The following is a 20,637-nucleotide window of genomic DNA, read 5'->3' on the forward strand; positions in this document are numbered from 1 at the left end:
CCATCATGCCACATCCCTCCCTATAGTTATTGTACCATAGAAAGGGTTTATACGCCACTTTGTCAACAGGTCCTTTTTATTTCAGAATCGCAGCCATTCTCATATCACCTGCCAAACAGCTTTGTCGCTTCACATCTTTTCATGTTCTAATTCCGTTTTCTCTCTGAACGATGGATCTCCTGTCAGAGCAGTAATCTTTTCGGCAAAGATGGATCGCCAGTTCCTCCAAAGACGCGGCAAGGGCAAGCACACAAACCGCCCAGCTGTATCCAACACCTGTTGACACCGCAAAGACATAGGGCAGCAGGAAAATGCCAACGCCCGTCAGCTTATTCAGCCAGGTATGCAGGGAAGCAAAACGATGGTATTTGATTGCCGCCACAGCATAGGCGGCCAACCGCGCAAGCAAAATACCTGCCACAACATACCAGATCGCCACCGGCAGCGTCCGCCATAAAAGCGGGAAAAGCCGGAGCAGCAAAACGGCGTAAAATACTAAGTCCGCAATACTGTCCAGCCTTGCGCCGAAGTCACTGGCCGTCCCTGCTTTCCTCGCCAGCCAGCCATCCAGTGCGTCCGTCAGACCGGCGAGGGTATAAACCCCAAGAAACCCGGCAGAGCGCAGAGGGAGGAAAAGCAGGAAAAGAGAAGCGGCGATCCGCACAGATGTTATGGTATCTGCTGTATTCCATTTGTGGACTTGCTTAACATTCCTTTTCACAGACTTTCCTCATTCCTGATTTTGATTGCGCCCGATTTATTCTTCCCCGTCAGAAATCAGGGAGCGCTTTCCTTCCTCCAGCTCTGCGCCGTACCGGAAGATCAGAGAAGCCAGGATCAGAACGATGCCGGTGGCCACACTGGGGAGATTGCTGATATCGCCGCTTCGTTCCACGCCCAGACAAACCGTGATGACAGATGCGATCACCACTGCTACGATGGGCATATAGATGCAGCGGATGCCCAGCTTCTTGATGAGATTCGCACCGTTTTCCGTAAAGGGGGTACCCTCGGCCTGTTCGGTTTTGAGATACCGTCCGGCGAGGGCCAGCAGGATCGCTTCGGTAGACAGCAGGATCAGATCAGACAGCAGCACTGCCAGCATCTGATTCAGGTTCTCGCCGCTGGCAAAAATCGTTATCGGTTCACCAAAGAGGCTGAATACCTGTCCTCCGGTGTACCATGCCATAGCGCACAGAGCGCCGACAGCACAGATGGACGCACCGACGATGGAAAGGACCCAAGCAATTTTTGTGAGAATTTGAAAGACCCGAAAGGTCTTTTGGATGGTTTGCAGAGATTTCATGTTGTTTCCTCCTCAAGTTGAAATATGAATGGTTCCTTTTGCGTGCCGGGCTTCCACAACAATCGTGTAGACACCGCTTTCCCGGATGTTCACCGTAAACTCGGTAGTTTCTTTCCCGTTCCCACGGTAAATGGTTGTCCCGTCCGGCGCTTTGATCTCCATGTACAGAGAACCTTTCTTTGTTTCAAATTCGATCTGAAGGACGTCCCCCTCGTGCAGTTCCAAAGTATGCAGATCGGTGCCGTCCATCCGCTGAAGGTCCAGCAGATAGGCGTCCGGATTTTTGATGCAGCTGCCCGTGAAGCCCTCCTGATTGCAACAGAACAGGAACACGCCACCCCCTGCAAGAAGCAGCAGGGGAAGCATGATAAGAACAGCTCTTTTACTTTTGGTCATTGTCCTCGCCGCGATTCTCTTTCTGGATGCAGGTTCCGATGACCAACCCGATCAGCATACCGAGGGACAGCCCAATCCCAATGCTGACAGCGCCTGATGCTCCGATTGCCGAGCCAAGGCACATTCCCAGACACATACCCTCGGTTCCATAATCACTGGTTTGTTCTTCCTTCTTTTTCTTCCCTGCACTTCTTGCAAAAAACACCGCGAGGAGCAGGCCCACCGCGATCCACGGCAGGGCCGCATGAACAAAATCAAATACATCTTCCATGATCAGACGCTCCCTCCTTAACGCTTCAAAAAGCCGCCCTTTTCCTGGAGCAGCAGCCCATAGCTGTGCTCATAGTTTTCAGCGAAGTAGAAATCGGCGCACCGGCCCAGCGGGCAATACACAATGCTCCACATGGTCTTTTCATAGCTGCTGTCTGTCTGCGGGTAGTTCTTCTGCGCCACGGATTCCAGCATATCCCGGACATCCATTTCATCGGCAGAGCCGGTGTAGGCGGAAAGGGTATCAAACCGGAGATGGGACTGCTCCGAACCGACGCCCTGCTTTTCGCAGTCGCTGAGATAGTGGTTGGTGACTACCTTCGTCTCCGCGACCAGCATCTCGCCGTCCACATACTCCACCACCACGCTCTTTCCGCTGGCGTCCGCAAGGGAGAGATGGTGCGCCGAGCCGACGGAGGAGTTCATATCGTACTGCTCCAGCAGTGCAATTGCTTCATCCACATCTGCCGCCCGGTCCAGCAGAAGGCGAATGGCGGTTGTTGTAGTCAGATCAGGCTTATCGGTCCGCTGGTGGGTCTCCTCCGTGTCTCCAGCCATCAGGTCGGCGACCACCAGGCCTTTTTCGTTCATTCCGTCCAAGGGAACATAGATGGCAGCCAGGGTCTGCATCCGATCCATCATGGAGCCGTCGGGAGCATAGCCCTCGCCGAAACCCAGAAAGTCAAGACAGCAGGTGGACACGGACTCATAGCCGTCTTTTGGCTTGGTATGTACGATCATGGTCTGGCATTCTTCCCAGTCATAGTTGCGCCCAAAGAAGATAGTGCCGTGCTCATCCTGTGTACAAACCGTGGAGCAGCCAAACTCCCCGGTCTGTACATCACTTTCGATTTTGTAGAAGCCGCGGGACAAAAACGATACCAGATAATCCGCCACTTCGCCGTCGCTGGCAGCACCGCCCCGGGCCAGAAAGTCATCAAATCCGTAATCCCCGTTGTACTCCATGGAGTACAGGCCGTCCTCCAGCTTTTCGATGCTGTTTGCCGCTGTAATGAAGGTGCCGAACATTATCCATGCGCCTGCGGCGAAAATGACAAGAAGTGCGGCGACAATACCGCAGATCCATCTGAGAATGGTTTTCTTATTCCTGCCCATGTTCTGTCTCCGCCTCCTGATTCTCATTTTTTGTTTGATCTTCCGCAATGCGGAAATTGCGCGCCGCAAAGAACATACAGGCGGCCGCCGCGAACAGGATACCGCCATAGGCGATTTGTGCGCAGATGGCGATAAGAATGCCGGATATACTGATCAGCGCTCCGGCGCAGATGAGCATTCGGGAAGTAAAATGCTTATCCTTCATAATCTTTGTCCTCTATGATTTTGCCGTCTGAGGTGACGGTCAGATACATTTTTTCCATATTGGCATCAAAGGAGAATTTACCGGACGCTACCACGACTCCGCCTGTGTCTTGTACGGTAATGGTAAAGGGCACCGGGGCGTCCGCAGCCTTGGAGGCCATCATGATATCGTTATCCATAAAGCAGTATTCTCCGCTGTCCATGGCTGTGTAATCCGCGCAGCGCACACCTCCGCTGAAGCCGTCGTAAGACATGGAGACGGAATACACATCGTCTCGCTCCAGCTTCACATAGACGCCGTATTGCTCCGATTGGGGGAGGAAGTCGGTCCGCGCGTTCCAGACAGAGATTTCGTTCATGCTGGTTTTCAAGATCACCTCGGTGATCTCGCCCTTGACCGGAATGGTGACATCAAAGTCACCTGTCTCAAAGAAACCAAACACTGCGCTGAACCGGAAGCCCACATAGAGTTTGCCGTCCTGCTCCTTGGCATAGTAACCGCAGAAACCCTCCGGGAAGGAGCCTGGGTAGAAACCTGTGATATGCACGGCCTTCTCGTTGACTTCCACAGAGGTGATCCCCGCGCCCTGACAGGCGCGAAAGCCGCCCAGCTTCCATCCGTAGCGTCCGGCGAGGAACACCGCCGCCAGAATGACTGCAATCACCAACAGCACAGTCACGATTCTTTTCCATGCTTTCATTTTCGTTTTCTCCTATGTATGGAATCGGCGTTGGGAATCAAGCGTCGATGCGACTTGTCAGGCCTGATGCCAGGGCCTGTCTTTACCATGCCAGTTCTGCTTTTCCCAATAGCTGTAATCCGGCTCCATGGGAGGGAAATGCTTGTGGGCAAAGCGCATTAGATAAAACCACTTTTTTGCCCGGCCATTACAGCCGCGCTTGCCTACGTTTTTTCGGATCCGGCAGGCCAACCGGTCCGTCTTTCTGTGGATCTTCCGCAGGATCCCTTCCGGGATCTCCTCCGCCTTGGTCGCCTGGACCCCAAAACCCAGCTTATATACCTTGTGGATGCCCCACATTTCCAGACTGTCGGCCATATCCCGCACGGTGCTTTTCATCCCGCCGCCGGCCGCGGTTGCTATGGCGACTGCCTGTTTCCCGCTCATTTCCGGCAAAGGCCTGTGGACCATCCACCAAGCCCCAAAATGATCCAGAAAGCTCATCATCGGGCCCGTGGCATGATACACATATACCGGACTTTCCAGAATCAGCAGATCCGCATCCAGAATCGCCGTCACCAGCGGCTCCAGCTCTTTGTAATGCGGACAGTTGGATAAGTCTGTTTTGAAGCAAGTATAGCAGCCAAGGCAGGACTTGTTAAAATCCCGCGGCAGAAAAAACTCGCGGATTTCCCCGCCCACCTTATTCGCAAGCTCCCTTGCCGCCATACAAGTGCTTCCCTCATGGCTCTGTCCGTGAATGATGGCAATTTTCATCCTAGCAAACCTCTCTAAATCACTTCAGTTTTCCGCTCCAGCCTTTTGCACCGGGTCAGCGGTTTACGGCTGGACGCGTGATGGTGTTCCCGGCAGGCTGCGCAGTCACCGTGTCTGGGACAGTTTGTGCGTTTACAGGGACAGGTTGCCTGCAACATCTTTCCATTACCGTTTCTCCAGCATGGAGATTCCGGCACAGGCAAGTCCGATGCCAAGCAGGGTAACAGCGGTCTGCGGTTCCAGACTGCCCAGGCAGGACAGCACCACAACGGCGACGCCCATGGCCAGGGTCACCGCTTTGAAAATGACAGAGATAATCTCGTGAATTGACTTCTTTTCCATAGCTTTTTCTCCTTACATAATTCAGTATTGGTGAGTTCCCAATTTACATCATCTTACGCTCTATAGTTTACAAGAGAATTCCGGCTGCATATAGGTGGTTTTTACATCTGAATGTGTCAATTTTACAGATTTGCGCTTATCTCTTTCCAATTCTTCTGTTACGCGTTGTCAGTCCCACTTGCGGGGTCCTTTTGATCTCCATAAACCCAATAGATCGTCATATCCTCATAATCCATTTCCAGCTCTGCCGTTTCATTTTCTATGGCGATACGGAAGTCCCAGAGCCGTGTGGACTGCTCCAAATCAGAGGTCAACTGGGCGTGAATTACCCCATCCTCCAGGGTATAGGTTCCGTGCCAGCCCTCGGCTCCGATGTACCAGCTCATTTGCCCATCGCTCCGGATCTCCATACTGGCGCCCCATTCCCCGTAGCCAGGGAACAAGTCCAGTGAATCCGCAAATTCGGCCAGGTCATTCCTCTCCCTGTCCAGATGCCACAGTCCGGCCAATTCGATGCTTTGCTGTACAGGTTCTTCTGACTTTTCTGCCGCGTTTCCGCTGTGGGAGGAACTGTCGCTTTGCTGCTGCATCTCCTCAGTTCTTTCTCCTGTTTCGGTCGCTTCCGTATGGGTTTCCTGCGGGCTTTGCTCGGGTTCAGGCTCTTTGCTGCACGCTGCCAGGCACAGGCAGAGGATCGCTGCCAGAAGCAGTACGGTTATTCTTTTCATATTAAAACAATCTCCCTTTACATGACCCGGTATCCTGATTTCGCCAGTCCGGATATAAAGTCCCAAAACAGGCTTTCCGCTTTTCTTATCATTTTTCCGTTATCAATTGCATGGAACGACACAATTTTGTTTTCCTCATCGATCCATGCCGTCTTTTCTTCTGCGTTCATATTCTTAAATTCCTTTCAAAACCGGCCAGAGAAATGCTTCCTATCGTTCGGTAGGAAGCGCTTTCAAAATGAAGCGGCCATGCCGCAGCGGACACAGCCGCAATTTTTGCAAATGGTCAGTAATCCTGCTCTATAAACTGAACGCTGTCAACCTATGTAGTCTATCCTCTCAAATTGTTCAGAGCTTCGGGATTATTTGAGATAATCATTCCAACCGTCTGACATTTTTCCATGTCTTGGCAGTCACCACATGTCGTCACACCTTTTTTCAACGCACACTGACGAATCCCGCAAAGACTATCGCAGAATACAGTTTTAATCCCATCCACACGACAGCCTTGGCATTTGATATGTTCAGGCAGAATGGGAGCATTATTTAACTCCGCCCATAATTTTGCAGTTTTTTCACGCAACGCTTGATTGTCATTGATCGTTGCAAGATATGCGTCGCATTTTTCACAATCCAGCCCGCAGTAAGCAATCATATCTCTCATGGTTATGTGCCTCCTCAAATTCCGATTTATACATCAAAAGTCCTCAATCCAGCTTCTGAAAAAAGGCCGTCTGCTCTTTCGGCCGATAGAGCCTGAAAAACTGCTGAATGTGCCTGCTTACCAGTTCCATGACCTCTGGCTCCCGGTCCGGCTCCCGGTCACAGAGGTTGATCCACACGGAAATAGGGAGGCAGAATTGAGCCGCCATGATCTCAGGGTCATCGTCCGACAGAATACCCTGCCGGATCAGAACCTTGATAAGCCCGGTAAAGTATTGCATCACGTCGGAATAATTTTGCTTGCTCTGCAGCTCCGCCAGCTCCGGATTCTGGAACTGTTCGATGACCAGCATTTTTCGTGCCCTGCTGATAGAGGGGTCATGGAGGATATAACGGATCTGTCCCAGGATCATTTGCACAGCCGCATCGGGAGTCCGAGGAAGGTTATCCGAATCCTTCTCCCAATTGGTCTTCGCAAAAATAGAATGCGTCGCATACTGGTCCAAAACATCCTTGACAAGTGCGTCCAGAATTGCCTGCTTGCTCTCGAAATGGCTGTAAAGTGACGCCTTCCGAATGCCGACGGCACCCGCAATCTGGGAGATCGAGGTGGCCTCAAATCCCTGTACGGAAAACAGATTCAGCGACGCTTCCAGGATCTCCCGCTTTGTGTTTCCTCGATCCATAACCACTTCTCCTTCATTGTAACCAAAGTATTCTGCCATCTGCATGAAGAATGGCATATCAGTTGATAACTATTTACAGTATAACTACCTATCGTTCGGTAGTCAATAGTTTTTGGGGATTTTATATTGTGGCGGAGGATGACCCCGTCATCACCTGGGCCGTGCAGCGGCATCTGGAGCGCTGGGGGTATCAGGTGGTCTATGCGGAGCAGTTTGACAACGTGCTGGCAGAGTGCGCAACCTTATCTCCATCTGGTATATCTCCCTCCCCTTTTTCAACGGCTGCCACTGGTGCCGGGAGAGCCGAAAGGTGTCCAAAGTCCCCATCCTGTTTCTCACCTCTGCCTCCTTCCATGCCAGATACAGCGGCAACACGCTGGTGACGGACATACGAAAGAACCAAAAAATGTGGGAAGCTCATCTCGCAAAGGCAACAATAAAAATACTGATGAAGTCACCTTCCACTGGGAATCGGCAAACCATTCAAACAAACTATCTCTACCGAAGATTTGAAGAAAGAAGTTTTAAATGACTGATATGATATAAGAACACCTCCTCATTGAGGAGGTGTTCTTATATATCTTAATATGCGTAAATATTCGGTAGAATGAATGAGGGGCACTGCGAAAACACCTGAACACAAACTTCTGTTCGCGATAGAGTCTCAAATCAACACATACCCACACCTGGCATCACAGGTGCAGCACCCGGGCCTTGATCTCCTTGGTCTTACCCACGTTCCAGTAGTTCTCACCCAGGTAACCGCAAGTTCGGCGGGTGACGTTCATCTTGGAGCGGTCGGTGTTATGGCAGGCGGGGCACTCCCACTGGTTATCGTCGTTAATAATGATCTCCCCGTCGAAGCCGCAGCACTGGCAGTAGTCGCTCTTGGTGTTGAACTCGGCGTACTGGATATTGTCATAGATAAACCGGACGACCTCCTTCAGGGCCTCCAGGTTGTTGCGCATGTTGGGGATCTCCACATAGGAGATGCAGCCGCCGGTGGAGATCTTCTGGAACTGGCTCTCGAAGGTGAACTTCTCAAAGGCGTCGATATGCTCCCGCACGTCCACATGGTAGCTGTTGGTATAGTAGCCCTTGTCGGTGACGTCGGGAATGGTGCCGAAGCGCTCCTTGTCGATGCGGGCAAAGCGGTAGCACAGGGATTCGGCGGGCGTGCCGTAGAGGGCGAAACCGATGTTGGTCTCGCGCTTCCAGTCGTCGCAGGCCTTACGCAGCCGGTTCATCACCTTCAGGGCAAATTCGGTGCCTCCGGGCTGGGTGTGGCTGACTCCCTTCACCAGCTTAGTCACCTCGTACAGGCCGATATAGCCCAGGGAGATAGAGGAATAGCCGCCGTAGAGCAGGGGCTCGATGGGAGCGCCCTTGGGCAGACGGGCGATGGCGCCGTACTGCCAGTGGATGGGGCTGGAGTCGGACTTCACGTTCTTCAACGCGTTGTGGCGGCACATAATGGCCTCGAAGCACAGCTGGAGGCGGTCCTCCAGCAGCTCCCAGAACTTCTCCTCGTCGCCCCGGGCCAGGATACCGATCTGGGGCAGGTTCAGAGAGACCACGCCCTGGTTGAAGCGGCCCTCGAACTTGTAGTTTCCGTTCTCGTCCTTCCAAGGGGCCAGGAAGGAGCGGCAGCCCATGGGGGAAAACACGTTGCCCTCGTAGTTCTCCCGCATCTTCTTGGCGGAGATATAGTCGGGGTACATCCGCTTGGCGGAGCACTTGACGGCCAGCTCGGTGATATAGTCGTACTTACCGCCCTTGAGGCAGTTGTGCTCGTCCAGAACGTAGACCAGCTTGGGGAAAGCGGGGGTGATATAGACGCCCTTTTCGTTCTTAATGCCCTCCAGCCGCTGGCGGAGCACCTCCTCCACGATCATGGCGTTCTCCTCCAGATAGGGGTCGCCCTCCTGGAGGTTGAGGAACAGGGTGACGAAGGGAGACTGGCCGTTGGTGGTCATCAGGGTGTTGATCTGGTACTGGATGGTCTGGACGCCGGACTTCAGCTCGTCCCTCAGACGGTCGTTGACCAGCCGCTCCACGGTGGCGTCGTCAGCCTGGCCGGCGCACTCGTAGGCGATGTGCTTGCGGAATTTTTCCTTGCTCCGGCGCAGATACTTACCCAGGTGCCGCAGGTCCACGGACTGGCCGCCGTACTGGTTGGAGGCCACACAGGCGATGATCTGGGTCATCACGGTGCAGGCCACCTGGAAGCTCTTGGGAGACTCGATGAGCTTTCCGTTCATCACGGTTCCGTTGTCCAGCATGTCCCCGATGTTGATGAGGCAGCAGTTAAAAATGGGCTGGACGAAGTAGTCGGCGTCGTGGAAATGGATGGTCCCCTCGTCGTGGGCCTTGGAGATCTTCTCAGGAAGCAGGATGCGGCGGGTCAGGTCCCGGCTCACTTCGCCGGCAATATAATCCCGCTGGGTAGCGGCGATCATGGTGTTCTTGTTGGAGTTTTCCTCCGCCAGCTCCTGATTTTCGTTACGCAGCAGAGACAGAATGGACTCATCGGTGGTGTTGGCCTTCCGGACCAGGGCCCGGTTATAGCGGTAGATGATGTAGGTCTTGGCCAGGTGGAACTTGTTCTCCGCCACCAGCCCCTGCTCTACCAGGTCCTGAATGTCCTCCACCAGCATCCGGGGACGCTTCATCCCCTCAATGCGGTCGATGATGGCATCAATGCGGTCCCGGCTCAGCCGGTCCTCCTGGGGGACCTCCGCATTGGCTTTTTCAATGGCTGTGACGATCTTGCTCCTGTCGTAATCCACGATGGTCCCGTCTCGTTTAATGACCTTCATTGCACGATCTCCTTTCCTTAGCGAGGGTATTTATCTATCATCGGCGCAGCGCCCGCCGAAATACATCGGAGGTTAGTATAACACGGGCGCTCTCTTTTGTCTATTGTATTTCTACACAATATATTGTGCTGTTTTTTGTCTCTTTAGAATTTTAGATACAATATTATGTTCTTCCTTTTCATGCAGATAAATGTCGGATTTCGCCGCTTCCGTCCGTTTTTCGCCCCTTTCGGTTGCCCTTGGGCATAATATGTGGTATACTTTCATTTGAATTTCAGCGAATTGACCGCGGCGCTCGCCCGCCGCGGGAACAGGGAGGGATCTGCCAATGTGCGCCCGCGTTGCCGTCGCTATGAGCGGCGGCGTGGACAGCTCCGCCGCCGCCTTTCTTTTGCGGGAGGCCGGCCATGATCTGATTGGGATCACCATGAAGCTCTTTGACAACGGCGACGCCGGTATTCAGGGAGAAAGCGCCTGCTGCTCCCTGGATGACGCCGAGGACGCCCGGGCGGTGGCCCGGCAGTTGGGCTTCCCCCACTATGTCTTCAACTTCTCCCGGCCCTTCCGCACCCAGGTCATGGACCGCTTTGTGTGCGCATACGAGCGGGGCGAGACCCCGAACCCCTGCATCGACTGTAACCGGTACCTCAAATTCGGCGCACTCCTCCAGCGGGCCCGGGAGCTGGACCGGGACCAGGTAGCCACCGGCCACTATGTCCGTCTGGAATTTGACGGGGGCTCCGGCCGCTGGCTGCTCCGCAAGGCCCTCCACCCGGAAAAGGACCAGAGCTATGTGCTGTACAGCCTGACCCAGGACCAGCTCTCCCACAGTCTGTTCCCCCTGGGCGGACTGTCCAAGGAGGAGATCCGGACCATCGCGGCGGAGCACGGCCTGATCAACGCCCACAAGCGGGAGAGCCAGGATATCTGCTTTGTCCCGGACGGGGACTATGCCGCCTTTATCCGCCGGCACACCGGCCGGGACTACCCTGCCGGCCCCTTCCTGGATCAGACGGGCCGCCAATTGGGCACCCACACCGGCATCGTAGACTACACCGTGGGACAGCGCCGGGGTTTGGGGGTATCCTCCAACCAGGGCCGGCTCTATGTGAAGGAGCTTCGTCCCGAAGACAACGCGGTAGTTCTCTCAGACAACGCCGGCCTCTTTGCCCGCTCTCTCACCGCCGACCAGCTGAATCTCATCCCCGTCTCCCGGCTGGACGGGCCTCTCCGTCTACGGGCCAAGATCCGCTACCGCATGGCGGAGCAGCCCTGCACCGTGGAGCAGACCGGTCCGGACACTATCCGGGTCACCTTTGACCAGCCCCAACGGGCCATTACCCCCGGCCAGGCCGTAGTCTTCTACGACGGCGACCTTGTGGTCGGCGGAGCCACCATTTTGAAAGGAGAACCTTGACCCATGAGCCAGAAGAAGCATAAAAAACGTCACTCCCAGTCCACCATCAACGCCAAGCGCCAGGCCAACCAGGCCAAGTTGGCCGACGAAAAGGACCGGATGCAGAAACGCATGGACCCCACCGCCCGTAATCTGCTCCTGGGCGACCTGGTCTTTCTGGCCATCTGCCAGCTGCTGTACAGCAACGGGATCATATCGGAGACGCTCTCCGCCATCAGCAGCATCATTGGCTTGATCCTGCTGGTCATCGCCCTCTGGTTCCAGTTCGGGAACAAGCGCGGCGGAAACTCCGGCGGCTGGTCTATCTGACGGGTTCTTCCCGCATATCGGCCGTCATGGCCCTCCATATGTCCTATCATCGCAAGGAGGATGCAGTGAATCGCTGCATCCTCCTTTTATATCTATTATTCTTCGCCGCTTTGGCATCGGGTCAGGATCAGATCGCACAGCCGGATCAGGGCGGCGGCCAGAACAAACAGAGAAGCCCAGGCGTTCCGGTCCGCGGAACCGCGCGCAGCACAGTCCCCAGACCGGCTCTCCTCCCAGGTATCCAGAGCCAGGCCAAAAAAGTAGGCCAGGCACCCGACCACCAGTGCGCTGGCCACCAGACGGATGGAAAAGACGTCAGGGACCTCCTCTTCCTCCCCCCGCAGGATCCGGCACAGCCCGTCCCGCTGGATGGCCGTCCCCTTCCAGGACAGACAGATGGATAAGATCAGCAGGACCAGGAAGGCCAGCGACGTGTCCGCGATCCCCAGCTGACGGCACAGCTCCCGCTTTTGCGCTTCATTCATAAAGGGCACCCCCTCTGTCCATCTTATCCAAGGGCGCGCCCCTTGGTGCCTCACTCCTCATGGACCTGCCCAGGAGCTTTCCCGGTCCGGTCAAGGAGCGGCTTGAGCAAAAAATCAATTTTTATGCCGCTAGCTCTGACAGGCGCAAAAAAAGGACGCTTTCGCGTCCTTTTTTGACTTTATGCTCCAAACCACTGACTCAAAACCTGGGCTACGCCGTCCTCCTGGTTGGAGGGGGCCACCAGGTCCGCCTCCGCCCGCGTCTCCGGCGCGGCGTTGGCCATGGCCACCCCCACCCCGGCACACCGCAGCATGGTCCGGTCGTTGGTGCCGTCTCCGAAGGCAACCGTCTCCGCCGGGTCCACGGACAGCGCCCGGCACAGCGCCAGGAGCGCCTCCCCCTTGGTAGCGCCGGGGGCGTTGACCTCCAGATTGTACGGCATGGAGATGGACAGCACCAGCTGGGGGAGCTCCCGGTTCAACATCTCCATCACCTTGGGCCGCAGCTCCAGATGGGGCGTGTAGATCTGGATCTTCTGGACCGTTTTTCCCCCGGTCCGAATCTCCTCCCGGAAATTGTCCAGGGGGGTCCGGGTCCGCCGGGCCAGCTTGCGGGCCTCCAGATCGGGAATATAGTAGTCCAGCCGGTCGTAGTACTTCCGGTCTATCAGCCCCCGGTCGTTCTGGTAACAGTCCATGCTGGCGTCCAGAGGCTCCAGCAGGTCAAAGACCCGCTCGGCCGCGGCCATGTCGAGCTCGGCCCGGTACAGCACCTTGTCCTCCGCCCGGTCATAGGCTTTGGCCCCATTCATCAGGATGAAATAGCGCAGGAACGGCAGGTCACGCAGCTCCACGGGGATGCCCTCGTAAAACCGGCCGGTGGCGATGACCACCTGTGCCCCCTGGGCAGCGGCCCGCTCCAGAGCCTGCCGGTTGGCGGGCGAGAGGCTTTTGTCGTCCCGGAGCAGGGTGCCGTCCAAATCGGTCAATATCAGCTTTGGCCTCATTTCGGCCTCACTCCTTTAAAACCTGGCCCCACCGAACTCGGCCAGCTGCAGTCCCTTGTTCCGGTCCTGGACCCACTGGATGGACCACTGGGAGGCGAACAGCAGCAGCTGGTTGCCCTTGTAGTCCTCCACCAGCTTGGCGTCGTTGGGCAGCAGCAGGTCCTCCTCCTTCAGGGCGGGGGCGTCCTCGTCCTCCTTGACGATCCACCGCAGGTACTCGTAGGGCAGGCCCTCCTTGTACAGCTCCACGTTGTACTCGCTGCGTAAGCGGTACTCCAGCACGTCGAACTGCAGGGTGCCCACCACGCCCACAATGACCTCCTCCATGCCGGTATAGGGGGTCTTGAAGATCTGAATGGCTCCCTCCTGGGCGATCTGCTCCACACCCTTCAAAAACTGCTTGCGCTTCATGGTGTCGATGGAGCGGATGCGCTGGAAGTGCTCGGGGGCAAAGGTGGGGATGGGGTCAAAGGTGAATTTTTTCCCGGGGGCGCAAAGGGTGTCTCCGATGGAGAAGATGCCGGGATCAAATACGCCGATGATGTCGCCGGCGTAGGCCTCCTCAATGATCTCACGCTCGGCGGCCATCAGCTGCTGGGGGCGGGACAGACGGATCTTTTTGCCGCCCTGGATGTGATAGACCTCCTTGTCCGCCTCGAACTTGCCGGAGCACACCCGCATGAAAGCGATGCGGTCCCGGTGGGCCTTGTTCATATTGGCCTGGATCTTGAAGACAAAGGCGGAGAAATCGTCGTCGAAGGAGTCAATGACCTCATCCCCGGCCCTGCGGGGCAGGGGGGCGGTAGTCATGCGCAGGAACTCCTCCAGAAAGGGCTCCACGCCGAAGTTGGTCAGGGCGGAGCCGAAGAACACGGGGGACAGCTTGCCGTGGCGCACCCGGTCCATATCGAAGTCGCAGGAGGCCCCGTCCAGCAACTCTATCTCGTCCACCAGCTGGTCGCGCTTGGCCTGACCGATCAGGTCGGCCAGGGCGGGGTCATCGGGCTCGATCTCTGTGGCGGTGGCAGCCTTGGCATTGGTGTTGGAGGTGAAGTGGATGACCTTCCGGTTCTGCCGGTCATAGACGCCCTTGAACTCCTTGCCGCAGCCGATGGGCCAGTTCATGGCGTAGGTGTCCAGACCCAGCTCCTTCTCCAGCTCCTCGCACAGCTCGAAGGGGTCCCGGGCCTCCCGGTCCATCTTGTTGATGAACGTGAAAATGGGGATATCCCGCATGGCGCAGACCTTGAACAGCTTCCGGGTCTGAGCCTCCACGCCCTTGGCCGCGTCGATGACCATGACGGCGGAGTCGGCGGCCATCAGGGTGCGGTAGGTATCCTCGGAGAAGTCCTGGTGGCCCGGGGTGTCCAGAATGTTGATACAGAAGCCCTCGTACTGGAACTGCATGACGGAGGAGGTGACGGAAATGCCGCGCTGCTTCTCGATCTCCATCCAGTCGGAGGTGGCGGCCCGGGTATTCTTCTTGCCCTTGACCTGGCCGGCCTGGGCGATGGCTCCGCCGTAGAGCAGGAACTTTTCCGTCAGGGTGGTCTTGCCGGCGTCGGGGTGAGAGATGATGGCAAAGGTCCGGCGGCGGTTGATCTCAGATTCGTATTTTGACAAAGGGTCCACTCCCTTACAAAAAATCTCAGTTAGCTCATTATTTTACCATACGGACGGCCATCCCGCAAGGGGAAAGGTTGACAACAAAGCCGTTCTTTCGTAATATTTGAGGTATAAGCTCATACTGGCAGCCATTCAAAACGGCATTGTGGCAGGCAATGCCCACCCAATCAAGCATGTCCACATTTCATTGGATAACACCATTCCACAAACGGCCGAGCCCATCCGGATAACTGCCCGGTCTTTCGTTTCAAAGAAGGGAGCCCACCCATGAAAAAAGTCCCCACCCGTCTAACGTCCCTGTTCCTGGCCGTCGTCCTGACCCTGTCCGCGGTTGTTCCGTCCCTGGCGGCCGGGGCGGACTGGACCCAGGCCCTGGACCAGGCCGCCGCCTACGTCAAAAAAACCGTCCCCGACCCGCAGCCCTCCTCCACCTTCGGAGAGTGGGCTGTCATCGGTCTGGCCCGTGGGGAACGGCTGGATTCAGCCCAGCGGGACCGCTACCTGGAAAACCTGGAGGCCGTTCTTCGTGAAAAGCAGGGAGTCCTGTCCAGCCGGAAGCACACCGAGTATGACCGGGCCATCCTGGCTCTGACCGCCCTGGGCGAGGACCCCCAGGAGGCGGCGGGCTATGACCTGCTGGCCCCTCTGGAAGATTTTGACCGGACGGTGCGCCAGGGCCTCAACGGAGCCATTTTTGCCCTCATCGCCCTGGACAGCGGCGGCTATGACGCCGCCCCCGGCCTCCGGGAGCAATATCTTCAATATATCCTGGATGCCCAGTTGGCCGACGGCGGCTGGGCTCTGTCCGGCAGCAAAGCCGACCCCGACGTCACCGCCCAGGCGCTCCAAGCTCTGGCCCTCTACCGCGCAGACCAGGAGAAGGCCGTGGCCTCCGGTCTGGCCTGCCTGACCACCCTTCACAGCGCGGGGGCCTACTCCACTTCCGAGGCCTACGCCCAGACCGTCATCGCCCTGTGCGCCCTGGATGAGCCCGTCCCCGACGATTTGTTGGCGGAGCTGCTCTCCTTTCAGCGGGCTGACGGCGGTTTTGCCCACCTCCCGGGGGGCGGCACCGATCAGATGGCCTCGGAACAGGCGCTGTGCGCGCTGACTGCCCTAGAGCGGGCGGAGGCCGGCCGGTCCTCCCTGTACCAAATGGAAGACGCCGCCCGGGGCGCGTCCGCCTCCCTGCCGTTCCAGGTGTTGGCCGTCCCCCTGCTGGCCGCTCTGGTCCCCGCCACCCTGCTGCGCCCCGGCTTTCTCCCCCTCCCGGTGAAGTGACAGGACGGGACACGCCGTCGGATCAAAGGACCCAATCATTTCGAAAAGCAGTATAAAGGCCGGATGGCCCTCCTGAGAGGGCCGTCCGGCCTTTAAAACACTTTGGGCCCTGCCGGAAGCGGCAGGGCCCAAAGTGTGAGTATAAAAGAGTTTGGATTAGAAAATACCCTGAGCCATCATGGCATCGGCGACCTTCTGGAAGCCAACGATGTTGGCGCCAGCGACCAGGTCGTAGCCCAGGCCATAGCGCTCGGCGACCTCGACGGAGGAAGCGTAGATGTTCTTCATGATGCCCTGCAGCTTGGCATCCACTTCCTCAGCGGACCAGTACAGACGCTCAGCGTTCTGAGCCATCTCCAGCTCGGAGACGGACACGCCGCCGGCGTTGACAGCCTTGGAGGGAGCGACCACCATGTGCTTCTGGCCCTTCAGGAACTCCAGAGCCTCGTTGGTGGTGGGCATGTTGGCGACCTCGATGTAGTACTTCACGCCGGACTCGGCAATCTTCTTGGCCCAATCCAGGTTGACGTCGTTCTGGGTAGCGGCGGGCATGTAGATGTCCACGTCCTTGACGCCCCAGCACTTGGTGTTGGGAACGAACTCGCAGCCGAACTTCTCGGCATAGGGAGCGCAGTGCATGGGATCCTTGGCGCGCATCTCCAGGATGTAGTTCAGCTTCTCCTCGGTGACAACACCGTCGGGATCGTGGATGTAGCCGTCGGGGCCGGCGAAGTAGGTGACCTTGGCGCCCAGCTCAGCGGCCTTCTTCATGATGCCCCAGCCCACGTTGCCGTAGCCGGAGATGGCGATGCGCTTGCCCTCGATGGACTCGCCGTCGTGCTTCAGAGCCTCGACCAGATAGTAGACAGCGCCGTAGCCGGTAGCCTCGGGACGCAGGATGGAACCGCCGGTGCAGACAGCCTTGCCGGACAGAGCGCCGAACTCGGCATTGCCCTTGATGCGGCGGTACTGGCCATACATATAGCCGATCTCACGGCCGCCCACGCCCAGATCGCCGGCGGGGCAGTCGATGTCCTGGCCGATGTGGCGGGCCAGCTCGGTGACGAAAGCCTGGCAGAAACGCATGACCTCAGCGTCGGACTTGCCGCGAGGATCGAAGTCGGAACCGCCCTTGGCGCCGCCGATGGGCAGGCCGGTCATAGCGTCCTTGAAGACCTGCTCGAAGCCCAGGAACTTGATGATGGACAGGTTGACAGAGGGGTCAAAGCGGATGCCGCCCTTGAAGGGGCCGAGGGCCGCGTTGTACTGAACGCGGTAGCCGCGGTTGACCTGCCACTCGTGGTTGTCATCCTCCCACACAACGCGGAACTCGATGACGCGCTCGGGCTCGACCATACGCTCCAGCAGAGCGGCCTTCTCGTACTCGGGGTGGGCGTTGATGACAGGCTCCAGAGAGGACAGAACCTCTTCGACGGTCTGCAGGAACTCGGGCTCGTTGGCGTTCTTAGCCTTGGTATCGGCCAGGACGCGCTCAATGTACTTGTTCATTGGAATCTCCTCCTTCAAAATATGAAACGCAAGGTGATTTTGACGGAGCCCCTTCATTTTTTGAAGGAAACTAGGAAAACTCCCAGGAAAAGGCTCCGTTTTTGCTCTTTATATGTATATCATAACATAAAAATTGGAAGAGTAAAGCACCAATTTTGTGGGGGTCTCCACAATCAAATAGCTGTGGTGTCCAACTCCCTTATGACGAAAGTCCGGGTAACTGCAAAAAAATGACCGTTCTCACAAAAAAGAACGGTCATTTTTGTCATATCATGCAAGTTTTCAGTCAAATGCAAGGCCCAGGTAGGCGGTGGAGTTCCAATCCCAGCGGGTCTGCCGCTCCGGGTCCAGCCATTTCAGCATGGCAAACTTCCAGCCTTCGGATTCTGCTCCGTCCTCAGTCATGGGCCGCCGTACCAGCCATCGCTCCGCCGGGGCCGCCTGGGGCAGGCCGGGGAGGGCCAGACGCCGGGCGGCAGGGGCGCCCAGATACTCCTTCACCACCATCAGCCCGCCCCCGGCCCCCTCGGCGCACAGACAGACCGGACCGGCCTGGGTCTCCCCCACATACATCCCTCCGCCCGACAGCGCGCAGCAGCCGGCCTGATAGGCCAGGGCGTCCTCAGGGTAAGCAATGTGGGGCAGATGGGCCAGCAGCCCTTCCCGGACCGCCCCATACTCCGCCGGCGAGGCGGGACGCAGCGGACTGGCGCCGTTCAGCGCCGGGACCTCGGCCGGACTCAGCTCGCTCTCAACCAGCCGAAAGCACTCCCGGAAACCGTTGGCCCCGAAAAAGTCGTGGAGGGAGGGTTCGGCAGGCACCGTGGTCACGGCGGGGATAGACAGGGAACGGAAATAATCGTCCGCCCCCGCCAGCAGTTCTCCCGCCAGTCCCTTCCCCCGGCAGTCCGGGTGGGTGGCCACGGCGTACAGATAGGCCGCGCGGTACTTCCCCTGGCCGGGAACCACAAAGGTAGTGTCGAACCAGGCGGTCATGGAGCGGACCCGCCCCTCCTCCTCCAGCACCAGCACCCGCTCCGGGCGGTAGTAGGTATCATAAAAGTTGTCGAGGTAGGCCGCGGGGTCTCCGAAGGCCAGGGTCCACAGCTCCCGCTGTGCGGGGATATCCGCGGGGGTGGACGGACGGACGGTACGCATTGAAGTCTCCTCCCTGAACATGAAATATAATGGGTAATCTGCCGTTTCCAAGAGCTGGCGGGATAAAAAACGGGGCGGACGGGGCCGGCCCGTCCGCTCCTGGCTTTGTTTTGACGTTTCTCAGCAGCCGGGGTACACGTCGCTCTTCTTGGGCATGATGATGGCGCAGATGAGATAGGCCCAGAAGCCGACGGAGCCCAGGAAGGCGGCGATGACCCAGGCCACCCGCACCAGGGTGGGGTCGATGTCAAAGTACTCCGCCAGGCCGCCGCACACACCGCAGATCATTTTGCAGCCGCCCTCGGTCCGGTACAATCTTTTTTTATCCATACAGATCCTCTCCTATTCCAAAATGTAGTGTCCAATTTGTTCTTCTGGATACAGGATACGCCTGGAGGACTAAAAAATCCATAGGGAAAAGATTAAAAAACGATAAAATCCCGGAAAGCTGCCCCTTATTTTCCCACGGTGGCCACCAGATCGCCCCGCTCGTTGAAGCGGACCGTGCGGATATCGCTGCCGGTGATCTTCTTGATCTCGTCCAGCCGGATGCCCTCGGTGACAGAGGACACCAGGGAGAAGGCCACGCCGTGGCGTTTTGCCCGGCCGGTGCGGCCGATGCGGTGGATATAATACTCGTTCTCGTCGGGGACGTCATAGTTGAACACCGCGTCCACATCGTCGATATCCAGGCCCCGGGCGGCCACGTCGGTGGCTACCAGCACCCGGATCTGCCCGTCCCGGAACTTCTTCAGCGTCTTCTCCCGGGCGGACTGCTGGATATCGCCGTGGATGGCCTGACAGGAGATGCCCCGCATCCCCAGCAGTCCGGCCAGCCGGTCGGTCATGTTCTTGGTGTTGCAGAACGCGATGACCCGTTCGTAGTCCCCCATGTCCAGCAGCCGGGCCATGGTGTCCGCTTTCTCGCTGCGCTCCACATCCAGCCGATACTGGGCGATGTCGGGCCGGTTCTCCTGGTCGGCGGGGACGGTGATCTCCACCGGGTCCCGCTGGTACACCCAGGAGATATCCATGACCTCCCGGGAGATGGTGGCGGAGAACATGCCCAGATTCCGCCGCTTGGGCATCTTGTCCAGAATGTGGGTCACGTCCCGGACGAAGCCCATGTCCAGCATCCGGTCGGCCTCGTCCAGCACCACGGTCTGGACCTTCTCCAGCCGGACGGTGCGCCGCTTCATGTGGTCCATCAGGCGGCCGGGCGTGGCCACCACGATCTGGGGAGACTTCTTCAGCTGGGTAATCTGCCTGTCGATGGGCTGGCCGCCGTAGAGGCACACCACCCGGACCCCCTCCTTGAAGGCGCACAGGTCCCGCAGCTCGTCCTGGATCTGGATGGCCAGCTCCCGGGTGGGGGCCAGCACCAGGGCCTGGACCTCGCTGCTCTCCGGGTCGATATGCTCCACCATGGGGATGCCAAAGGCAAAGGTCTTGCCGGTGCCGGTGGGGGCCTTGGCGATCACGTCCTTCCACTCCATAAAGTAGGGGATGGCCCCCGCCTGGACGGGAGTGGCCTGAACGTAGCCCTTCTTCTCAATGGCCCGCATCAGCTCGGCGGAGAGGCCCAGCTGGGCGTACTCCACCGTATCGTTTACCGTCTGTCCGTTGATTTCCATCGTCTTGTCGTTCCTTCCTTGCAGTCTCTTTGGATGCGATCCAAGGCCTCCCAACTGAACGATGTTCTCAACGCCTCTCCCGGCGCGGCCCCGAATCAAGGGACGGTTCTCTGCCGCCCCGTAATATTCCATGTTACATTATACCGCGTTTTCCCCGTTTGTCCATCCCTTTGTCCCAAAAGGCGTCGATTTTACCCAGCGAGCCGGGCGGGTGGAGAAGCCCG

General features: G+C 57.5%; 24 protein-coding genes. 3 read left to right on the forward strand and 21 right to left on the reverse strand.

Features of this window, described 5'->3' with window-relative positions:
- Positions 1-139: 139 nt before the first annotated feature.
- The 14 genes from I6E39_RS06755 to nrdD form a co-directional block, all read right to left on the reverse strand.
- On the reverse strand, positions 140-721 hold the full coding sequence (locus tag I6E39_RS06755) for a CDP-alcohol phosphatidyltransferase family protein (protein ID WP_235380846.1): 582 nt from the start codon (positions 719-721) through the stop codon (positions 140-142).
- Positions 722-757: 36 nt separating this feature from the next.
- Positions 758-1,306, reverse strand: coding sequence for a hypothetical protein (locus I6E39_RS06760; RefSeq protein WP_235380847.1), 549 nt, complete (start codon positions 1,304-1,306; stop codon positions 758-760).
- Between the two features lie 12 nt (positions 1,307-1,318).
- Entirely contained in the window at positions 1,319-1,672 is a 354-nt protein-coding gene (locus I6E39_RS06765) for a PPC domain-containing protein (protein ID WP_235380848.1), read from the reverse strand.
- Between the two features lie 16 nt (positions 1,673-1,688).
- Positions 1,689-1,973, reverse strand: coding sequence for a glycine zipper domain-containing protein (locus I6E39_RS06770; protein ID WP_235380849.1), 285 nt, complete (start codon positions 1,971-1,973; stop codon positions 1,689-1,691).
- Positions 1,974-1,990: 17 nt separating this feature from the next.
- Positions 1,991-3,001, reverse strand: a complete 1,011-nt coding sequence (locus tag I6E39_RS06775; RefSeq protein WP_235380850.1) for a C45 family autoproteolytic acyltransferase/hydrolase — start codon at positions 2,999-3,001, stop codon at positions 1,991-1,993.
- Positions 3,002-3,074: 73 nt separating this feature from the next.
- Positions 3,075-3,293, reverse strand: a complete 219-nt coding sequence (locus I6E39_RS06780) for a hypothetical protein (protein WP_235380851.1) — start codon at positions 3,291-3,293, stop codon at positions 3,075-3,077.
- Positions 3,283-3,993: a hypothetical protein gene (locus I6E39_RS06785; RefSeq protein WP_235380852.1), complete on the reverse strand. Its 711-nt coding sequence runs from the start codon at positions 3,991-3,993 to the stop codon at positions 3,283-3,285. Before I6E39_RS06785 ends, I6E39_RS06780 begins: the two co-directional genes overlap by 11 nt.
- Before the next feature lie 57 nt (positions 3,994-4,050).
- Positions 4,051-4,749: a flavodoxin family protein gene (locus I6E39_RS06790; protein WP_235380853.1), complete on the reverse strand. Its 699-nt coding sequence runs from the start codon at positions 4,747-4,749 to the stop codon at positions 4,051-4,053.
- A 165-nt stretch (positions 4,750-4,914) separates the two neighbouring features.
- The gene (locus tag I6E39_RS06795) at positions 4,915-5,091 is read right to left on the reverse strand and encodes a hypothetical protein (RefSeq protein WP_235380854.1); all 177 of its coding nucleotides are present in this window, start codon (positions 5,089-5,091) and stop codon (positions 4,915-4,917) included.
- Between the two features lie 158 nt (positions 5,092-5,249).
- Positions 5,250-5,819 carry a hypothetical protein gene (locus I6E39_RS06800; RefSeq protein WP_235380855.1) on the reverse strand — a complete coding sequence of 190 codons (570 nt, stop codon included), beginning with the start codon at positions 5,817-5,819 and terminating at the stop codon, positions 5,250-5,252.
- A 17-nt stretch (positions 5,820-5,836) separates the two neighbouring features.
- Positions 5,837-5,989 (reverse strand): hypothetical protein, encoded by a 153-nt coding sequence (locus tag I6E39_RS06805; RefSeq protein WP_235380856.1) that lies wholly within the window; start codon positions 5,987-5,989, stop codon positions 5,837-5,839.
- 161 nt (positions 5,990-6,150) lie between these two features.
- On the reverse strand, positions 6,151-6,483 hold the full coding sequence (locus tag I6E39_RS06810; protein WP_235380857.1) for a DUF3795 domain-containing protein: 333 nt from the start codon (positions 6,481-6,483) through the stop codon (positions 6,151-6,153).
- A gap of 43 nt (positions 6,484-6,526) precedes the next feature.
- A complete protein-coding gene (locus I6E39_RS11090; protein ID WP_268842225.1) occupies positions 6,527-7,168 on the reverse strand; it encodes a TetR/AcrR family transcriptional regulator in 642 nt (213 codons plus the stop codon).
- Positions 7,169-7,860: 692 nt separating this feature from the next.
- Positions 7,861-9,987 (reverse strand): anaerobic ribonucleoside-triphosphate reductase, encoded by a 2,127-nt coding sequence (nrdD, locus tag I6E39_RS06825; protein WP_235380858.1) that lies wholly within the window; start codon positions 9,985-9,987, stop codon positions 7,861-7,863.
- 328 nt (positions 9,988-10,315) lie between these two features.
- Here nrdD and mnmA point away from each other — a divergent pair, with 328 nt between their 5' ends.
- The gene (gene mnmA / locus I6E39_RS06830; RefSeq protein ID WP_235380859.1) at positions 10,316-11,404 is read left to right on the forward strand and encodes a tRNA 2-thiouridine(34) synthase MnmA; all 1,089 of its coding nucleotides are present in this window, start codon (positions 10,316-10,318) and stop codon (positions 11,402-11,404) included.
- 3 nt (positions 11,405-11,407) lie between these two features.
- Positions 11,408-11,713, forward strand: coding sequence for a hypothetical protein (locus tag I6E39_RS06835; protein ID WP_235380860.1), 306 nt, complete (start codon positions 11,408-11,410; stop codon positions 11,711-11,713).
- Positions 11,714-11,808: 95 nt separating this feature from the next.
- Here the strand turns inward: I6E39_RS06835 and I6E39_RS06840 are convergent, their stop codons facing one another.
- The 3 genes from I6E39_RS06840 to I6E39_RS06850 form a co-directional block, all read right to left on the reverse strand.
- Complete coding sequence (locus I6E39_RS06840; protein ID WP_235380861.1) at positions 11,809-12,198, reverse strand: hypothetical protein; 390 nt, start codon at positions 12,196-12,198, stop codon at positions 11,809-11,811.
- A gap of 179 nt (positions 12,199-12,377) precedes the next feature.
- Positions 12,378-13,205, reverse strand: a complete 828-nt coding sequence (locus I6E39_RS06845; RefSeq protein ID WP_235380862.1) for a Cof-type HAD-IIB family hydrolase — start codon at positions 13,203-13,205, stop codon at positions 12,378-12,380.
- 15 nt (positions 13,206-13,220) lie between these two features.
- Positions 13,221-14,828: a peptide chain release factor 3 gene (locus I6E39_RS06850; protein WP_235380863.1), complete on the reverse strand. Its 1,608-nt coding sequence runs from the start codon at positions 14,826-14,828 to the stop codon at positions 13,221-13,223.
- Between the two features lie 270 nt (positions 14,829-15,098).
- Between I6E39_RS06850 and I6E39_RS06855 the strand changes: the two genes are divergently transcribed.
- The gene (locus I6E39_RS06855; RefSeq protein WP_235380864.1) at positions 15,099-16,112 is read left to right on the forward strand and encodes a prenyltransferase/squalene oxidase repeat-containing protein; all 1,014 of its coding nucleotides are present in this window, start codon (positions 15,099-15,101) and stop codon (positions 16,110-16,112) included.
- Between the two features lie 156 nt (positions 16,113-16,268).
- On the opposite strand, the gene gdhA is transcribed toward I6E39_RS06855, so the two are convergent.
- The 4 genes from gdhA to I6E39_RS06875 form a co-directional block, all read right to left on the reverse strand.
- A complete protein-coding gene (gene gdhA / locus I6E39_RS06860; RefSeq protein ID WP_235380865.1) occupies positions 16,269-17,621 on the reverse strand; it encodes an NADP-specific glutamate dehydrogenase in 1,353 nt (450 codons plus the stop codon).
- Positions 17,622-17,903: 282 nt separating this feature from the next.
- Positions 17,904-18,779 (reverse strand): GNAT family N-acetyltransferase, encoded by an 876-nt coding sequence (locus I6E39_RS06865; RefSeq protein WP_235380866.1) that lies wholly within the window; start codon positions 18,777-18,779, stop codon positions 17,904-17,906.
- Positions 18,780-18,899: 120 nt separating this feature from the next.
- Positions 18,900-19,109 (reverse strand): PspC domain-containing protein, encoded by a 210-nt coding sequence (locus I6E39_RS06870; protein ID WP_235380867.1) that lies wholly within the window; start codon positions 19,107-19,109, stop codon positions 18,900-18,902.
- A gap of 125 nt (positions 19,110-19,234) precedes the next feature.
- Positions 19,235-20,413, reverse strand: coding sequence for a DEAD/DEAH box helicase (locus I6E39_RS06875; protein WP_235380868.1), 1,179 nt, complete (start codon positions 20,411-20,413; stop codon positions 19,235-19,237).
- Between the last annotated feature and the right edge of the window lie 224 nt (positions 20,414-20,637).

It is taken from the genome of Pseudoflavonifractor phocaeensis, assembly GCF_021531375.1.
GTDB classification, from domain to species: Bacteria; Bacillota; Clostridia; order Oscillospirales; family Oscillospiraceae; genus Lawsonibacter; species Lawsonibacter phocaeensis_B.

Coding starts and splice junctions, on each gene's coding strand:
- I6E39_RS06760 (WP_235380847.1), bottom strand. CDS start 1,306: ATGAAATCTCTGCAAACCATCCAAAAGACCTTTCGGGTCTTTCAAATT.
- I6E39_RS11090 (WP_268842225.1), bottom strand. CDS start 7,168: ATGGATCGAGGAAACACAAAGCGGGAGATCCTGGAAGCGTCGCTGAAT.
- I6E39_RS06870 (WP_235380867.1), bottom strand. CDS start 19,109: ATGGATAAAAAAAGATTGTACCGGACCGAGGGCGGCTGCAAAATGATC.
- I6E39_RS06835 (WP_235380860.1), top strand. CDS start 11,408: ATGAGCCAGAAGAAGCATAAAAAACGTCACTCCCAGTCCACCATCAAC.
- I6E39_RS06770 (WP_235380849.1), bottom strand. CDS start 1,973: ATGGAAGATGTATTTGATTTTGTTCATGCGGCCCTGCCGTGGATCGCG.
- gdhA (WP_235380865.1), bottom strand. CDS start 17,621: ATGAACAAGTACATTGAGCGCGTCCTGGCCGATACCAAGGCTAAGAAC.
- I6E39_RS06805 (WP_235380856.1), bottom strand. CDS start 5,989: ATGAACGCAGAAGAAAAGACGGCATGGATCGATGAGGAAAACAAAATT.
- I6E39_RS06810 (WP_235380857.1), bottom strand. CDS start 6,483: ATGAGAGATATGATTGCTTACTGCGGGCTGGATTGTGAAAAATGCGAC.
- I6E39_RS06855 (WP_235380864.1), top strand. CDS start 15,099: ATGAAAAAAGTCCCCACCCGTCTAACGTCCCTGTTCCTGGCCGTCGTC.
- nrdD (WP_235380858.1), bottom strand. CDS start 9,987: ATGAAGGTCATTAAACGAGACGGGACCATCGTGGATTACGACAGGAGC.
- I6E39_RS06785 (WP_235380852.1), bottom strand. CDS start 3,993: ATGAAAGCATGGAAAAGAATCGTGACTGTGCTGTTGGTGATTGCAGTC.
- I6E39_RS06780 (WP_235380851.1), bottom strand. CDS start 3,293: ATGAAGGATAAGCATTTTACTTCCCGAATGCTCATCTGCGCCGGAGCG.
- I6E39_RS06865 (WP_235380866.1), bottom strand. CDS start 18,779: ATGCGTACCGTCCGTCCGTCCACCCCCGCGGATATCCCCGCACAGCGG.
- I6E39_RS06875 (WP_235380868.1), bottom strand. CDS start 20,413: ATGGAAATCAACGGACAGACGGTAAACGATACGGTGGAGTACGCCCAG.
- I6E39_RS06840 (WP_235380861.1), bottom strand. CDS start 12,198: ATGAATGAAGCGCAAAAGCGGGAGCTGTGCCGTCAGCTGGGGATCGCG.
- I6E39_RS06845 (WP_235380862.1), bottom strand. CDS start 13,205: ATGAGGCCAAAGCTGATATTGACCGATTTGGACGGCACCCTGCTCCGG.
- I6E39_RS06795 (WP_235380854.1), bottom strand. CDS start 5,091: ATGGAAAAGAAGTCAATTCACGAGATTATCTCTGTCATTTTCAAAGCG.
- I6E39_RS06790 (WP_235380853.1), bottom strand. CDS start 4,749: ATGAAAATTGCCATCATTCACGGACAGAGCCATGAGGGAAGCACTTGT.
- I6E39_RS06800 (WP_235380855.1), bottom strand. CDS start 5,819: ATGAAAAGAATAACCGTACTGCTTCTGGCAGCGATCCTCTGCCTGTGC.
- I6E39_RS06775 (WP_235380850.1), bottom strand. CDS start 3,001: ATGTTCGGCACCTTCATTACAGCGGCAAACAGCATCGAAAAGCTGGAG.
- mnmA (WP_235380859.1), top strand. CDS start 10,316: ATGTGCGCCCGCGTTGCCGTCGCTATGAGCGGCGGCGTGGACAGCTCC.
- I6E39_RS06765 (WP_235380848.1), bottom strand. CDS start 1,672: ATGCTTCCCCTGCTGCTTCTTGCAGGGGGTGGCGTGTTCCTGTTCTGT.